Here is a 16,387-nt window from a genome sequence, read left to right as displayed (position 1 = left end):
CGCTCGGTCAGCGGATGAGGCCCTCCGCGGCCAGGTCGTCCCACATCGCGTCGGGAATGGGGAGCGCCATCAGCTCGCCGTTCCGGCGCAGCTGCTCGGGGCGGCTCCCGCCCACGACGACCGAGCGCACGGCCGTCTCGCGCAGCGCGAACTGCACCGCCGCCGCCGGCAGCGGCACGTCGTGGGCACGACACACCGCGACGACGCGCTGCAGCCGCTCCCACAGCGGCTCCGGCATCCGTCCGTACTCGTACCGGTCGTCGCGCGAAGGCTCGTCCTTCGCCAGCAGCCCGGAATTGAAGACGGATGCGGCGACCACCCCGGTGCCGCGCGCATGGCACGCCGGCAGCACCTCGTCGGCGGCGGGCTGCTCGAGCAGCGTGTAGCGGCCCGCGATCATGATGAGGTCGAGGTCGGCGCCGCGCACGGCGGCGGCGAGTGCGTCCGCGGTCATCGAGCCGATGCCGACCGCGTCGAGCGCGCCGTCCGCGCGAAGCTGCTCGAGCGCCGGGAACGCCTCCCGCAGGGCGAGGTCGAGGTCGTGCCGCTCCGGGTCGTGGAGATAGAGGATGTCGACCCTGTCGAGCCCGAGGCGCTCGAGCGACGCGTCGAGGCTCGCGCGGATGCCGTCGGCCGAGAAGTCCCACTCACGGCGCAGCGTCGTGCGGACGTGGAAGTCCGCGGCGAGGTCGAGACCGCCGTCGTCGTCGGGGTTCGGACGAAGCAGGCGCCCGGCCTTCGTGGAGATCACGAACTCGTCGCGGGGCTTGGTCTGCAGGAACGCGCCGAGCCGCCGCTCCGAGAGGCCGAGCCCGTAGTGGGGGGCGGTGTCGAAGTAGCGGATGCCGCTGTCCCAGGCCGCATCGAGGATGGCCCAGGCCTGATCGTCGGTGAGTTCCCGGAACAGGTTGCCGACGTTGGCCGCGCCGTAGCCGAGGCGCGTCAGGGCAGGGGTGTGGCCACCGCGGGCGTCAGGCAGCGGCATCCGAGCTCCCGAACTGGTACGCGGCACGGCTGGCCGCCTTCATCTCCATGCCGATCCCCGGCGCGAGCGGGGCACGATAGGCGCCGCCCTGCACGTCGGTCGGCACGACGAAATGCTCGTGCAGGTGGTCGACGTACTCGATCATGCGACCGTCGAGGCTGCCGCTGACCGCCACGAAGTCGAACATCGACAGGTGCTGCACCGCCTCGCACAGCCCCACGCCGCCGGCGTGTGGGCACACCGGCACGCCGAACTTGGCCGCGAGCAGCAGGTTCGCGATGTTCTCGTTGACTCCGCCGACGCGCGCGGCGTCGATCTGCATGACCGCCAGGGCGTCCGCCTGCAGCAGCTGCTTGAAGATCACGCGGTTCTGCGCGTGCTCGCCCGTCGCCACGCGCACCGGCGCGACACCCCGGGCGATCTCGGCGTGGCCGAGCACGTCGTCGGGGCTCGTGGGCTCCTCGATCCAGGCGATGCCGAACTCTGCGAGCGCGTTGACCCACGCGATCGCCTCCGACACCTCCCAGCGCTGATTCGCGTCGATCGCGATCGGGAAGTCAGGACCGCACACCTCGCGGGCGACGCGGAGGCGGCGGATGTCGTCATCGAGGTCGGCGCCCACCTTGAGCTTGATCTGACCGAAGCCGTCGGCGATCGCCTCGCGGCACAGCCGCGCGAGCTTCTCGTCCGAGTAGCCGAGCCAGCCGGGGCTGGTCGTGTAAGCCGGGAAGCCCGTGGCGAGGAGCTCCTGCTCCCTGACCGCTCGGCCAGGCTCTGCGTCCCGGAGGATCTGCAGCGCGTCCTCGGGTGTGAGGGCGTTGGTGAGGTAGCGGAAGTCGACGAGGGCGACGATCTCTTCGGGGCTCATGCGCGAGAGCAGCTGCCAGAGCGGCAGCCCGGCGCGCTTGGCCTTGATATCCCACAAGGCGTTCACCACCGCACCGATCGCCATGTGCATGACGCCCTTCTCCGGGCCGAGCCAGCGCAGCTGCGAGTCGCCGATGAGCTCGCGGTTCGTCGCACCCATATCGTCGAGGAGCGGCTCCAGCTCACGGCCGACGAGGTGCCCCGCAAGGGCGTCGAGGGCTGCGACCTGCACGTCGTTGCCCCGGCCGATGGTGAAGACGAAGGCATGCCCGTCGATGCCGTCGGCGCTGCTGGTCACGATGCGCACGTAGGCGGCGGAGTAGTCGGGATCGGGATTCATCGCGTCCGAGCCGTCCAGGCTGAGCGACGTGGGGAATCGGATGTCTGTCGTCTCGAGGGCGACGATGCGGCTCACGGGGCGGTCTCCTGCAGTTTCGCGGTCCGAAGTGGAACCGCTCGCAGTGTAAACATCCGATGTCTATACTGTCAATCACGCCCGCGGGCCGCGGCGGCATCGACGCCACCCCGCATGGAGAATCCAGGAGAGCAATGAAGTTCGCGCGCCTCGGCGAGTCCGGTAGCGAGATCCCTGTCGTCCTCGACGGCGATCGTCGCCTCGATCTGCGCCCGCTCACATCCGACGTCGACGGCCGGTTCCTCGCGGACGATCCCGTCGGCCGCACGTCCGCCGCCATCGCCGCAGGACTGCTGCCCGAGCTGCCCGACGCCGACGGCCTCCGCATCGGCGCCCCCATCGCGCGGCCGAGCGCGGTCATCTGCATCGGCCAGAACTACGCGGCGCACGCGCGCGAGTCCGGCGCCGAGCCCCCGACCGTGCCCATCATCTTCTTGAAGACCCCGAACACCGTCGTCGGGCCGAACGACACCGTGACGATCCCTCGGGGCAGCGAGAAGACGGACTGGGAGGTGGAGCTCGGCGTCGTGATCGGTCGCCGTACCGCGTACCTCGACAGCGTCGACGAGGTCGACGCGCACATCGCCGGCTACGTCGTCGCCAACGACGTCTCGGAGCGCACGTTCCAGATGGAGGTCTCGGGCGGGCAGTGGTCGAAGGGCAAGATCGCGTACGGCTTCAATCCCACGGGACCCTGGCTGGTCACCCCCGACGAGGTCGACGCGCAGAATCTCGAGCTGAAGAGCTTCGTGAACGGCGAGCCCCGTCAGCACTCGAACACGAGCGACATGATCTTCGACGTGCGCACGATCGTGCACCACCTCTCCCAGTTCGTGACCCTCGAGCCCGGCGATCTCATCCTGACGGGCACTCCGCAGGGCGTGGCGTTCGGCGGCAGGTTCCCGTATCTCCGGGCCGGCGACATCGTCGACATCGAGATCGGCGGCCTGGGTGCGCAGCGCCAGGAGTTCGTGGCGTGGGAGGCAGGACGATGAGCGGACAGCTCGACGGACTCGTCGCCGTCGTCACCGGCGGCGCATCGGGCATCGGCGCCGCGATCGCGAACGCGCTGGCCGATGAGGGCGCCGACGTCGCTGTGCTCGATCGCGACACCTCGGGCGCCGACCCCCGGTTCGCCGCCTTCGCCGCCGACGTGTCGGATCGCGCCGGCGTCGACGCCGCGATCGCCGCGGTCGCCGAGCGGTTCGGGCGCATGGACATCCTCGTCAACAACGCCGGCATCGGCGCCCAGGGCGACGTCGCCGCGAACGACGACGACGAGTGGGCGCGTGTGCTGTCGATCAACGTCACCGGCATCGCGCGCGTGAGCGCCGCCGCGCTGCCATGGTTGCGGCAGTCGCCGGCCGCAGCGATCTGCAACACCTCGTCGATCGCCGCGACCGCGGGCCTGCCGCAGCGCGCGCTGTACAGCGCGTCGAAGGGGGCGGTGCTGTCGCTCACGAGGGCGATGGCGGCCGACCACCTGCGCGAGGGCATCCGCGTCAACGCCGTCAACCCGGGTACCGCCGACACCCCGTGGATCGGGCGTCTGCTCGCCAGCGCGCCGGATCCGGCCGCCGAGCGGGCGGCCCTCGAGGCCCGTCAGCCGCACGGGCGCCTGGTGTCCGCCGACGAGGTCGCCGGCGCCGTGCTCTACCTCGTCAGCCCGCGCGCCGGATCGACGACGGGCACCTACGTCGAGGTGGACGGCGGGATGTCGCCGCTGCGCCTCCGCCCCGCCGGCTCCTAGCCCCGACGAGCACATCAGGGATGCCGGGGCTCGGTCCGCCGACGGCCGAAAGGTCGGAGCGGCGGACCGGGTCCCGCTTCGTGGGCGACATCTGCCGGCCGCGCGGAGGTCGCGTCGCCTCCAGGACCGGCGGGTCCGGATCGTTCTGCGGACGCGCGGCGGTGGCAGCATCCGTTCGCGCCTGACATCCGATGTCTATGATGGGCGCGTGGCCGTCACCGACGAAGCGATCGAGAAGATCAAGGGCATGATCGTGCGCGGCGAGCTGGTTCCCGGCTCGCGCCTTCCCCCGGAGAAGGATCTGGCCGAGCGCCTCGGGCTCTCACGCAGCTCGATGCGCGAGGCCGTCAAGGCGCTCGAGGTCATCCGGGTGCTCGATGTGCGGCGCGGCGACGGCACGTACGTCACGAGCCTCGAGCCCAAGCTGCTGCTCGAGGCCATCTCGTTCGTCGTCGATCTCCACGACGACGACTCGCTGCTCGAGATCTTCGCCGTGCGCCGCGTGCTCGAGTCGCACGCGACGGGCCTGGCGGCGCAGCAGGCCGGCGACGACGACATCGAACGGCTGGATGCCGAGATCAGCGGTGTCGCGCCCGACACCGACATCGAGTCCCTGGTCGAGCACGACGTGCGCTTCCACAGCGCCATCGCCCGGCTCGCCGGCAACGACTACCTCGCGAGCCTGCTGGACAGCCTGACCAGTCAGACCGTGCGGGCCCGGGTGTGGCGCGGGCTCACCCAGGCGGGCGCGGTCGAGCGCACCCTCGCGGAGCACCGCGCGATCCTGGACGCGATCGCCGACCACGACACGGAGCTCGCCACCTCGATCGCCCAGGTGCACATCGCGGGCATCGAGCGCTGGCTGCGACAGGCGCGCGAGCGCGCCTGAGGCGGTTCGGCTGCCTCCCCTCGCCGAGAGCACGTGATGTCGACGAGCGGCGCGCTGCGGGAGGCGCAGCTGAGCCCGTGAGCGGTGCCCGCAGGTGAGCCCGGGCGGCGAGGCTGTCGCCCGGGCTCACGTGGGCCGGTGTCAGCGGGTCACGTATGACAGGGCGTCGACGCGCAGCACGTCGCCCGACGCCTTCACGAGCCGCAGGGTGTGCTCGCCCTTGCCGAGGCCGTCCTGCGAGAAGACCTCACGCTGCGTGAGCCGTGCGGCACTGTGCAGGTCGACGGTCTCGACCAGCGCACCGTCGAGATAGACCTCGACCTCGCCCTGGTCGGGTGCGGCCGGGCCCGTCACCGTGACGGCCGTCCCCCGGAAGGTCAGCTCGACAGCCGCGCCGTCGTCCTCGGTCCAGTGGACGTCGTCGCGCCGGTCGCCGCGGAACCGGACCTCGAGGGACGTGTCGCCGTCGGGAAGCGTCGACAGGTACGACGCGCTGAGGGTGACGGCATCCTCCTCCACTGTGTAGTCGGTCCCGCTCTTCAGGGCGGTGCCGTCGCGGGAGATGCTGTCGAGCTCGCCCGGGTCGCGCAGGATGTGGACTGTCGCATCCGCGGGCGTCGCACGGTCGAACACGACTGCGCCGACGTCGATCAGACTCTGCTGCACCACGTCGAGGCGGTCCAGCAGCATGAACTGCCCCGACTTCTTGACCACCCGGAGGGTGTGGCTGCCGTCGGCGAGGTCGCGCACGCTGTACACCACCTGCTGCACGCCACGACCCTGTGCCGGATCGAGATACGTGTCGACGGTGTCGACCAGCACGCCGTCGAGATAGACCTCGGCCTCTCCCTGCGACGAGTGGGTCTCGGTCACCCAGTCGATCCCGGTCCCGACGAATGTGTACTCGAACGCCGCGCCGTCCGCCTCGCCGTAGTGCACGTCGTCCTGGTGATCGCCCAGCCCGCGGCCCGTGCTGTGCCCCCAGTTGCCGCTGTAGGCGATCGCCGAGTCGCTGTCGTTGACGGCCACCACGTTCGACGCACCCGGCTCGGGTGCCGTCCCGCCCTGCGACGAGTCGTACGACGACACGGTCAGCGCCTGCGAGGCCGCAACGACCTCCTTGCCGCCGTTGCGCGACCAGTCACCCTCATACGACAGGCGGGCATCGTCGTCGTTCAACGCGATCTCGCCGCCCCTCGCGGGCGTGACGGTGAACAGGCGCGTGCCGTGCACCGGGACGTCGTCGGCGGTGAACTCGCCGTCGAAGCTGCCGAGGTTCTTCTGCGCCCAGAGGTCGCGCACCTTCGCGGATCCCTGGAGACCCAGGTCGGCGAACGACACCTTCATGTCGGCGTCGGTGCGACCGAGGTTGAACAGCGCGACAGTGATCGAGCCGTCGGGGTTCATCGCGTACCAGGTCTGCTGCTTCGTCGCCGTCGACACCGGGTGGGCCGGGCGGCCCGCCTGGTTCACCGCGATGACCTCGGGGTTCGTCAGCAGCTCGATGCCGTAGTCGTCGAGCCGCGTCAGGTCGTTGCCCACGTACATCGGCGCGGCCGCGACCGCCCAGAGGGTCGTCGCCGTGCGCCGCTCGTCGCGGGTCAGCCCGTCCATCGAGCCGTTGCCCACATTGAGCGAATCGAAGTCGTTCCAGCCGCGGTCGGGCCCCGCGAAGCGCCACCAGTCGGCCGCGCGCGGGAAGAGGCGGGCGATGTTGTCCCACGTGGTGAGGGCTTCGTCACCGCAGTAGCACTCGACGTCCCATTCGACGCGCCAGCCGTTGGCGTGCTCGGCCCAGTAGTCGGCATAGCGGATGTCGAGCGCCCAGGAGAGCTCGAACCAGATGCCGTTGCGCTTGAGCGCCTGCGACCAGGCCGCGACGTCGTCGCGGGCGTCGAGGGAGAGGTCGCCGATTCCCGACCCCGGCGTGACGCTGTCGAACTTGAGGAAGTCGATCCCCCACTCGCCGAACATGTCGGCGATCGAGTCCACGTAGGCCTGCGCGCACGGGTTCGCGAAGTCGAGGCGGTAGCCGATGTTCCAGTAGTCCGCCTGCTGGATCGGCTGCGTGACGATGTCGGCCGTCGAGCAGTCGGGGGCGCCGTAGATCGGCAGGTCGGCCTCGTACACGCCGGGCGAGATGCCGGGGATCGCGTAGAGCCCGACCTTCTGTCCGTTGCCGTGGATGTGGTCGATGACGGCCTGCAGCCCGTTCGGGAACAGCGTCGTGCTGGGCGTCGGGCGGCCGTACTCGTCGGTGCCCCCGTTCCACGCGGCGTCGATGTTGATGTACTCGTACCCCGCCGACTGCAGCTTCTCGTGCATGGCGTCGGACTGGGCGATGATCTGGTCGGCGGTGATCCAGGTGGATCCGCTGCCCGAGTACACCTGCATGCTGTAGCTGCTCCAGCCCATGTAGGGGCGGGCGCCGAGCTCTCCGTCGGGCGCGGGCTTCGTCGCGGCGGGCGTCGTGGCGGCGGGTGCGGTCGTCGCCGGGGAGACGGATGCCTCCGCCGGCGGCGCTGCGTACGCCGCCGTGGCGCCGACCCCGAGGGTCAGCGCGCTGACAGCGAATGCCGCGAGCCAGCGTGGCCGGCGGGCATGGCGATCGTAGGTGTCCATGGTTTCCTCTCTGCGGTGGGTTCGACGGTGAACCCCGCGCGCGTGCCCAGGCCCCAGTGGCCGCTGTACGCGCAGGTTCCCAGAAGGTGGAGGGGACGTCAGCGGCTCATGCGAGCCTCTCGACGTCGAACAGCAGCGCCTGCTGCGGATTGAGGGTCGGAAGCGGCACACCGGCGACGCCGAGCACCGACCCGGGAAGCTCGATGCCACCGTCGAGGGCCAGTCGCATCCAGTCGGGATCCGACACCTCGTGCCTGCTGGCCGGGCCGAGCTCGGACCTCACGCGCACGCGGTAGACCGCTCCGGCGTCGAGCCCGGGGAAGCGCACCCGGCCGCTCTGGCCGTCGGCGGACGTCGCAAGACGGGTCCAGGTGAACAGCGCCCGCTCCCCGCCCGCCGCGACGATGCCCGTGAGCATGGTCGCGTCGTCGGCGAGGTCGGCGTTGACGACGTCGCCGGTGTGGATGAGCTCGCGCAGCTCCCGGTACAGCGCCGCCCAGGCGGTGATGGTGTGCAGGTCTTCGGCGCTCGACACCGTCAGGTCGGTCTCGATGCCCGCGTGCGCGGTGAGGGCCACCGCGAGCCGGAACGACAGGTCGGTCTCTCGGGAAGTGGTGTGGGAGCGGCGGGCCCCCAGGTGCGAGCCGATGAGCTCGGGCGGCACCAGCAGGCGCGTCCAGCGCTCGATGCGGGCGCGTTCGACCGGGTCGTTGCAGTCCGACGCCCACACCCGGTCGGTGCGGTCGAGGATGCCGAGGTCGACGCGACCGCCGCCGCCCGAGCACGTCTCGATCTCGAGCCGCGGATGGCGGGTGCGCAGCTCATCCAGGAGGCGGTACAGGGCGAGGGTCTGCTCGCGAACCAGGGGCCGGTCGCCGCCGTCGCGACGCGCGACGGGCTCGACGAGGTCGCGGTTGTGGTCCCATTTGAGGTAGTCGATGTCGTACTCGGCGACGAGCGCGCTGATGCGCTCGAGCACGAGCGCGTAGGCGTCGGGGTTGGCGATGTCGAGGACGTGCTGGTTGCGGGCGGTGGCTCCGGCGCCCTGGCCCGGCGCGAGCACCCAGTCGGGGTGATCGCGGGCGAGCTCGGAGTCGGGGCTGATCATCTCCGGCTCGAACCAGAGTCCGAACTGCATGCCGCGCTCGCGCACGGCCTCGACGAACGGCCCCAGCCCGTCGGGCCACACCCGCTCGTCGACGAGCCAGTCGCCGAGCCCGGCGTTCGCGTCGCGGCGGCCGCGGAACCACCCGTCGTCGAGCACGATCCGCTCGACGCCGACCTCGGCGGCGCGATCGGCGATCTCGACCAGGCGATCGAGGTCGTGGTCGAAGTACACCGCCTCCCAGGTGTTGAGCACCAGCGGTCGCGGGGTCGAGGGGTGACCGCGGCGAGCGCGGAGCCGGCGGTGGAACCGGGCCGAGAGCCCGTCGAGCCCGCGGTCCGACCATGTGAACAGCACGGTCGGGGCGTCATAGCGCTCACCGGGCTGCAGCACCACCTCGCCCGAGCGCAGCAGCTCGCCCGCGCCGATGACACGGGACTGCGCCCCTGCGCCCTCCGGAAGCCGCTCGACGAGGTACTCGCCGTCGCCGCTCCAGGCGAGGTGGACGCCCCACAGCTCGCCGTGCGCGAAGCCGAAGGCCGGCGTGCCGGCGACCAGCAGGAACGGCGTGTCGTGGCCGGGCTTTCCCCGGCGTGCGCGACGGGCGTGCGTGCCGAACGAGAACGGCAGCCGCTGCGGCGCGCGCTCCCGGCACCACTTGCCGGTGAAATCCAGCAGCTCCCCGGCACGGTCCGGCACCGGCACGAGCGCACGCAGCCCATCCACGAGATACGCGGATGCCGCCTCCGCCGGATTCTCCACCGACAGGTCGACCGACAGCACGCCCGCAGCATCCAATCGGTAGGTCAGGTGGGCGCGGGTGCCGGCCACCTCATCGTCGAAGCGGAGCGCGATGCGTCCACCGCCGTCGGATGCGGTCTCGGTGTCAGCGTCCACGAGGCGCGGACGCGGGGTGGTCGCGGTGCCGCCGCGGTGACCGGCCTGTGCGGGCGTCCCGGCCCAGCCGTCCTGCTCCGTCGGCCACACCGAGAAGAGTCGCGGGACGTCGGGCGCGTTGTTGAGCACGGCCGGCACGGATGTCGCACGCAGCGCCTCGATCCCCGGCGCGTCCAGCGCGCCGAGATCGGCGCCCCAGTGCAGCACTCGAGGCATGGCGCCCCCGAGATCCACGACCAGCGCCGCCCCTGCCGCTCGCAGCGTATGGACGGCTGCCGGCACGACTTTCGTGGCCGACAACGTCTGGACGGCGCCTTCACCGTTGACCATTCGAACTCCTCCATAGAGTTTCTTGACATTGGTAATTAATCACGTTTACGCTGGCGTCGCAAGCAAAGATCCGAGGTCTGCAGGCGTCGTCGCTGCGGACACTCGAGATCTCGGACACCGCCGACCGAGGATCGAGATGAGCGACACCCTGCGACTGTCGTGGACAGCACCCGCCGCCCGGTGGGAAGAGGCCGCGCCCTTGGGCAACGGCCGTATCGGCGCGATGGCGTTCGGCGGCGCGACCGGACGATACGCGCTCAACGACGCCACCGTGTGGTCGGGCACCCCCGACGGTCCGGCCGCGGCCCTCCGCGATGTGCTCGCCGGCGGCGCCGGACCGGAGCGGCTCGAGGAGATCCGCGCGGCGCTCGATGACGGCGACATCCGCACCGCCGAGGACCTGCTCATGTCGTTCGAGGGCCCCTACTCGCAGGAGTTCCTCCCCCTCGGCGACCTCGTGGTCGAGATCGCCGGCGCGACCGCGCTCACCCCGGCGCGCATCCTCGATCTCGACGAAGCCGTGCTGACCGAGACCCTGCAGGTCCCCGGCGGCACCGTCCGCCGGCGCTCCTGGGTGTCGGCGCCCGCACAGGCGCTGATCGTCGAGCTCACCGCGGACGTCGAGTTCGCGGCATCCGTCTCGCTCTCGACGCCGCTCCGCGGCACGGCCGACGGTCTCGGCCTCGACATCGAGATCCCCGTCGATGGGGCACCCTTGCACGAGACCTCGGTCGAGCCGCCTCTGCGGTATGCCGAGGCCGACACCGACTTCGACGCCTTCGCGGCCGTCGCGGTCGCGCTGGACACCGACGGTTTCGTGGATGCCGCGCCTGCACGCGCGGCAGTTCACGGGGCTCGCCGGCTGCTGATCGCCCTCTCCACATCGTCCCGCGCCGAGTTTTGGTGGGCCGACGCGGACGGGGAGTGGCGGACCGCCTCCCGCGAGGCGATCCGGGACCGGGCCAGAGAGCGGGCGGATGCCGCGGCACACCGCGCACCGTCCGCGCTGCTCGCCGAGCACCTCGCCGATCGTCGGCGTCACGCTCGGACTCGGTTCGCGATCGGCGGTCGACGGGAAGGCACGTGGAACGTCGACCGCGACGTCCTGCACGGCGACGACGCGCAGTTGAAGGCGACCGTCGCCGCGGAGTTCGGGGCGTATCTGCTCGCCTCGTCGTCGCGGGCGGGCGCGCCGGCTGCGAACCTCCAGGGCATCTGGAACGACCAGCTGCGTCCCGCGTGGTCGTCCAACTACACGATCAACATCAACACGCAGATGAACTACTGGGCAGCGCCCGTGCTCGGCCTCGACGACGCCGCCGAGCCGCTGCTCGCGCTCGTCGAGCGTCTGGCCCGCACGGGTGCCGATGTCGCGCGCGATCTCTACGGTGCCCGGGGCTGGGTGGCTCACCACAATGCCGACATGTGGGGCTGGAGCCTTCCCGTCGGCGGCGGCCACGGCGCGCCCAGCTGGGCGATCTGGATGATGGGCGGCGTGTGGCTCACCCACAACCTGTGGGACGAGTACGAATTCGGCGGCGACCTCGACCTGCTCCGGTCGCGGATCTGGCCCGTCATGCGCGGCGCCGTCGAGTTCTGCCTCGACTGGCTGGTTCCGGGACCGGACGGCATGCTGCGCACCTCACCCTCGACGGCGCCCGAGAACTCCTTCGTGCGGCCCGACGGCACCTCCACCGCGATCGGCCTGACTGCGGCATCCGATGTCTTCCTCATCCAGGCGCTCTTCGAACGCGCCCTCACCGCCATCGATGCGCTCGGTGTCGACGACCCGCTCGCAGCCGAGATCGACCGCGCACTGGCCGCGCTCGCCCCGGTGGGGATCCGCGCCGACGGTCGACTGAGCGAATGGTCGGCGGACGTCGTCGAGGTCGAACCGCTGCACCGGCACCTGTCGCCTCTCGTCGGGATGTATCCGCTCGACACGCTCACGCCCGACCGCGACCCCGAGCTCTTCGACGCCGGCGTCCGCCTGCTCGACGCCCGCGGTTCCGGAGCGATGGGCTGGTCGTGGGCGTGGAAGATCGCGCTGCGCGCCCGCATCGGCGACGGCGATGCCGCCGCGGCGCTGCTGGACGAGGCGCTCGCCCCGTTCGAGGGCGACGCCACCCGCCACGGGCCCGTCGACGGCTCGGAATGGGGCGGACTGCTGCCCAACCTCTTCAGCACGCACCCGCCGTTCCAGATCGACGGAAATCTGGGCTTCCCCGCGGGCATCGCCGAGCTGCTGGTGCAGAGCCACGGCGGCGTGGTGCGGCTGCTTCCCGCTCTGCCATCCTCCTGGACCGACGGCGACGCACAGGGCCTCGGCGCTCGGACCGGCCTCGCGGTCGACCTGGTGTGGCGTGACGGCGCGCTGTCGTCGGCGACGTTGCGCAGCATCCGTGGCGGCGAGCGCGACGTGATCGTCGAGTACGCGGGCCACCGCGTGGTGCTCCCTGTGCCGGCCGGCGGGAGTGCCGATGTGCCGGCGGCCGCTCTCGTCGATGCCGCCGGTGCTGCGATCGGTGCTTCCCGTGCGCGGTGAGCTCAGCCTCGTCGACGAGCCCACCACCCAGACCGAGCCGGCCGACTTCGACCGCTTCTGGGCCGACACCCTCGCCGAGACATGGCGCCACCCGCTGGACGTCGCTGTCGAGCCGCGGGAGACCGGCCTCGCGGTCATCGACGTGTTCGACGTCACGTTCCGCGGCTTCGGGGGCACACGGATCCACGCGTGGCTGCGGGTCCCCCGCGGCGTGAGCGCTCCGCTTCCCGGGCTGGTGCAGTTCTTCGGCTACGGGAACGGCCGCGGCCACGCGCTGCGCGATCTGCGCTGGGCGGCGGCCGGCTACGCACACCTCGTGGTGGATGCCCGCGGCCAGGGCCACGGCGACACCGACGACGACCACGCGGACGGCGGGCCTTCGGCCGGCGGGTTCCTCACCCGCGGCATCCGCTCGCCGTACGAGTACTACTACCGGCGGGTGTACGCCGACGCCGTGCGGGCCGTCGAGGCGCTGCGCTCTCTCGACGGCGTCGATCCGGCCCGCGTCGGAGCCGTCGGCGCGAGCCAGGGCGGCGGAATCGCGCTGGCGATCGCGGGGCTCGTGCCCGACCTCGCGGTCACGATCGTCCAGGCGCCGTTCCTGTGCGAGCTGAACCGCGCCGCCCGGCTCAGCGATGAGCACCCGTACGCCCTGCTGACCCAGCACTTCGCCGACCGGCGCCTCGACACGGCCACGGCGCTCGAGACGCTGCGGTACTTCGACGGCGTCAACCACGCCAAACGCGCCACGGCACCGGCCCTGCTCAGCACCGGACTGCGCGACGGCATCGCACCGCCGGCATCCGTCCTCCCCGCCTTCACGGCCTACGCCGGGCCCAAGCAGGTCGTGCTGTGGCCGTACAACGGCCACGAAGCCGGCGGCGACCTCGACGAGGAGAACGCCCTCGAGTTCGCCGCCGCACACCTGGCCCCGCACCGACTCACCGCCGGCCGCCCCAGCGCCTGACCCGCGGACTCGCTACCGTATCGACTGAGACCGAAGGAACCGATGGATCACGACACCGCTGCGCGCACGACGCTCATCCGTTCGGCGTCGGAAGCAGGATCGAAGGTGTTCGCCACCATCCTGACCCGCAGCCCCATCAGCCGCATCGACATCGCCCGCCAGACCGGGCTGTCGCAGGCCGCCGTCACCAAGGCGGTCTCGCCGCTCGTCGCCGCCGGGCTCGTCGACGCGCCGCCTGCGACGCACCGCGACGGCAACCCCGGTCGCCCGGCGGCGCCGGTCTCGATCGTCCCCGACGCGATGGTGCTGCTGGGCATCAAGGTGAACGTCGACGAGGTGATCGGGGTCGCCACCGACCTCGCCACCACGGTGCTCGCCGCCGAGAACCAGCCGCTGGCCGCGCACGATCCGGTGTCGGCGGCCGACGCGATCATCGAGGTGGTGCGCCGGCTCGAAGAACGCCTCGGCGACAAGCGCGACGCCATCGCCGGCGTCGGCGTCTCCGTGTCGGGCGACGTCGACACGTCCACCGGCGTGGTCCGGGAGTCGGCGATCATGGGGTGGGCGGACGAGGACTTCGGCGGGCAGCTGCAGGAGCGGCTCGGCCGGCCCGTGACGCTGGAGAACGACGTGCACGCCCTCACGGTCGGCGAACACTGGTTCGGCATCGGCCTCGGCATGGAATCGTTCGCCATCGTGACCATCGGACGCGGCATCGGCAGCGGCCTGCACCTGAACGGGCAGGTCGTGAGCGGCGCCTTCGGGGTCTCGGGCGAGATCGGCCACCTGCCGCTCGCCGATCCGTCGCGCATCTGCTCGTGCGGCCGCCGCGGCTGCGTCGAGGCCGTCGCCTCGACGGCAGCGATCGCGGCGACCGTCTCGGCCGCACTCGGCCGAGACGTGGACATCGAGGAGGCGGTGCACCTCGCGCACGCGGGCGACCCCGCCGCCGAGGCCGCCTTCCGGGAGGCCGCCGGGCTCATCGGCACCGCGATCGCCACGCTCGTCAACCTCGCCGGACCGGAGCTCGTCATCATCGGCGGCGAGGGCGTGTCGAACTTCGACCTCTTCGAGACGAACCTGCGCGACGCCTTCGAGGCCCACGCCTTCGGCGCCGCGGCCCGCTGCCGCATCGTGACGCGCCCCCACACCTTCCAGGACTGGGCCCGCGGCGCCGCCGCGGCCGCCATCCAGTCGCTCGTCCGCTGACGCCGCGCCGCGGCATCCGTCCTCCCGGCGCCGCAAGGTTCGTCAGCCCTCGCTCGCGCCATGCACCGAGCCGCGACGCGAAGATGCCCGGCGGTCTCGCGACCGCCGGGCATCTTCGTGGACTGGCGCCCGATCCTGCCTACTTCAGCGCGTCGTACAGGTCCTGCTCCATCTGGAGGAACTGCGCGAGACCGAGGCCGTCCAGGTCGTCGAGGTACGCCTGCCAGGCGGCGTCGTCCTCGATGTCACGCTGGCCGGTGACGAACTCGGCCTGCGCCTGCGTGACGTAGTTCGCGATGTTCGTCTGCAGGTCGGCGAGCTCGGCCGACGTGTCGGCGTCGGGCCACAGCTTCTCGGCGGGGAACACGATGCTCTCGTCGGGCATGTAGGGCTCGTACTCCTTGGACGCGATGAGCAGGCGCCTCTCGTAGCCGTCCGGCGAGTAGACGTCCTCGGGCACGACCTGCGAGTTGCGGTACTCCAGCGAGTCCCAGTACTGCGCCATCGAGCGCCAGGCGGCGTTGGAGGTCTCGTCGTACGTGAGCGGCTTGAAGGTGGGCTCCAGCTCCGGATCGAGCGCCACGTCGCCGTCTTCCGCCGGCACCCACGCCTCGCCCTCCGGGCCCATGGCGCCGCGCTTGTCGCCCTCGTCCGTCACCAGGTAGTCGATCAGCTTGATCGCCTTGATGCGCTCGTCCTCGGTGGACTTGTTGGTCAGGGCGAAGATGCCGAGCGGGTTCACGGGTGACCGCCACGTCGCCAGCTGCGTGCCGTCGGGACCGGCGACCGGCGCGACGGCGTCGTAGTTCTTGTCACGGCCGTCCGGGGACTCGGCCGTCACGAAGTCGTACGGATGCAGGTCGACCGCGGAGCCGAGGATCTCGGTACCGGAGTTGTCGCCCAGCGCCTTCAGCGCGTCGCCGTTCTGGGTGAACGCCGCGGTGTCGAGCAGGCCCTCCGACGCGAGGGAGTTGATGTACGCGAGGCCATCACGCCACTCGTCCGAGGCGGCGGCGAGCTGCACTTCGCCGTCCTGCATGACCATCGGCGGCGGGCTGGACGGCCCGGCGACCGGCGCGTAGGCGAACGCGTTCATGAGGTAGTTGATGATCGGCTGCGTGGCCGAACCGCTCAGCGGCACCTCGTCCTGCACACCGTTGCCGTTCGGGTCGTCGTTCTTGAACGCCCGCAGCACCGTGCGCAGCTCCTCCGTGGTGGTCGGCTGCTCGAGGCCGAGGTTGTCCAGCCACGTCGTGTTCATCCACAGCTTCGACGGGAAGCTGCAGTGGTAGCACTCGCTCCACTGCGTGATCGCGTAGATGTGTCCGTCAGGAGCCGTGACCGACTCCTTCCAATCCGGCTTCTCCTCGAAGCGCTCCTTGAGCGTCGGCGCGTACTCATCGATGAGATCCTCGAGCGGCAGCAGCACCCCCTGCTGGCCGTACTTGAGGATCTCGCTGCGCGAGAACGCGTCGACCCACGGCACGAGGAAGTACGCGTCGGGGTAGTCGCCGCTGGCGAGCGAGACCTGCCGCTTCTCGCCCGCGACGCTGCCGTCGTACGTGGTGGTCTGCCAGTCGAAGTCGATGTCGAACTTCTTCTCGACCTCCTTGGTGAAGCTGTTGTCCTCGAGCGTGCCGTTGTCGCCCTGCGGACCGAAGGCGACGAGCTGGCCGTTGTCGTTGTCGGCCGAGGGCGTACACGCCGCCATCGCGAGCGTGGTCGCCGCGATCGCGATCGCTGCGACGGCTCCCCTCATCAAGCTGTGTCTCATTGCCGGAATCTCCTTTGCCCGGGTCATTCTGC

At 71.2% G+C, this 16,387-nt stretch carries 11 protein-coding genes; 6 read left to right on the top strand and 5 right to left on the bottom strand.

Translation table 11 applies throughout. The annotated features are described in order from the left end of the window. Positions 1-7: 7 nt before the first annotated feature. Together NCG93_RS15130 and NCG93_RS15125 are read right to left on the bottom strand one after the other, a co-directional pair. Complete coding sequence (locus tag NCG93_RS15130) at positions 8-985, bottom strand: aldo/keto reductase (protein ID WP_194412596.1); 978 nt, start codon at positions 983-985, stop codon at positions 8-10. Continuing rightward, positions 972-2,267 carry an L-fuconate dehydratase gene (locus tag NCG93_RS15125; RefSeq protein WP_194412595.1) on the bottom strand — a complete coding sequence of 432 codons (1,296 nt, stop codon included), beginning with the start codon at positions 2,265-2,267 and terminating at the stop codon, positions 972-974. Before NCG93_RS15125 ends, NCG93_RS15130 begins: the two co-directional genes overlap by 14 nt. Positions 2,268-2,401: 134 nt before the next feature. Between NCG93_RS15125 and NCG93_RS15120 the strand changes: the two genes are divergently transcribed. From NCG93_RS15120 to NCG93_RS15110, 3 genes are all read left to right on the top strand, one after another. Beyond that, entirely contained in the window at positions 2,402-3,262 is an 861-nt protein-coding gene (locus NCG93_RS15120) for a fumarylacetoacetate hydrolase family protein (RefSeq protein WP_194412594.1), read from the top strand. After that, entirely contained in the window at positions 3,259-4,017 is a 759-nt protein-coding gene (locus NCG93_RS15115; RefSeq protein ID WP_194412593.1) for an SDR family NAD(P)-dependent oxidoreductase, read from the top strand. The genes NCG93_RS15120 and NCG93_RS15115 overlap by 4 nt, the downstream gene beginning before the upstream one ends. 208 nt (positions 4,018-4,225) lie before the next feature. Continuing rightward, the gene (locus NCG93_RS15110) at positions 4,226-4,906 is read left to right on the top strand and encodes a FadR/GntR family transcriptional regulator (RefSeq protein WP_194412592.1); all 681 of its coding nucleotides are present in this window, start codon (positions 4,226-4,228) and stop codon (positions 4,904-4,906) included. A gap of 141 nt (positions 4,907-5,047) precedes the next feature. On the opposite strand, the gene NCG93_RS15105 is transcribed toward NCG93_RS15110, so the two are convergent. Both NCG93_RS15105 and NCG93_RS15100 read right to left on the bottom strand, forming a co-directional pair. Then, positions 5,048-7,528, bottom strand: coding sequence for a X2-like carbohydrate binding domain-containing protein (locus NCG93_RS15105; RefSeq protein WP_194412591.1), 2,481 nt, complete (start codon positions 7,526-7,528; stop codon positions 5,048-5,050). Between the two features lie 106 nt (positions 7,529-7,634). Next, positions 7,635-9,860 carry an alpha-galactosidase gene (locus NCG93_RS15100; RefSeq protein WP_194412590.1) on the bottom strand — a complete coding sequence of 742 codons (2,226 nt, stop codon included), beginning with the start codon at positions 9,858-9,860 and terminating at the stop codon, positions 7,635-7,637. A gap of 136 nt (positions 9,861-9,996) precedes the next feature. Between NCG93_RS15100 and NCG93_RS15095 the strand changes: the two genes are divergently transcribed. From NCG93_RS15095 to NCG93_RS15085, 3 genes are read left to right on the top strand one after another with little or no spacing between them, the layout of a single operon-like run. Continuing rightward, the gene (locus NCG93_RS15095; RefSeq protein WP_194412589.1) at positions 9,997-12,405 is read left to right on the top strand and encodes a glycosyl hydrolase family 95 catalytic domain-containing protein; all 2,409 of its coding nucleotides are present in this window, start codon (positions 9,997-9,999) and stop codon (positions 12,403-12,405) included. Further along, complete coding sequence (locus NCG93_RS15090; RefSeq protein WP_194412588.1) at positions 12,395-13,372, top strand: acetylxylan esterase; 978 nt, start codon at positions 12,395-12,397, stop codon at positions 13,370-13,372. Before NCG93_RS15095 ends, NCG93_RS15090 begins: the two co-directional genes overlap by 11 nt. Positions 13,373-13,414: 42 nt before the next feature. Then, positions 13,415-14,581: an ROK family transcriptional regulator gene (locus tag NCG93_RS15085; protein ID WP_194412587.1), complete on the top strand. Its 1,167-nt coding sequence runs from the start codon at positions 13,415-13,417 to the stop codon at positions 14,579-14,581. A gap of 139 nt (positions 14,582-14,720) precedes the next feature. Here the strand turns inward: NCG93_RS15085 and NCG93_RS15080 are convergent, their stop codons facing one another. Then, positions 14,721-16,355 (bottom strand): type 2 periplasmic-binding domain-containing protein, encoded by a 1,635-nt coding sequence (locus tag NCG93_RS15080; RefSeq protein WP_194412586.1) that lies wholly within the window; start codon positions 16,353-16,355, stop codon positions 14,721-14,723. Between the last annotated feature and the right edge of the window lie 32 nt (positions 16,356-16,387).

It is taken from the genome of Microbacterium yannicii (assembly GCF_024055635.1).
Taxonomy (GTDB): Bacteria; Actinomycetota; Actinomycetes; order Actinomycetales; family Microbacteriaceae; genus Microbacterium; species Microbacterium yannicii.
Note: the sequence above shows the minus strand (reverse complement) of the source record. Positions and strands in the feature narration are given on the sequence as shown.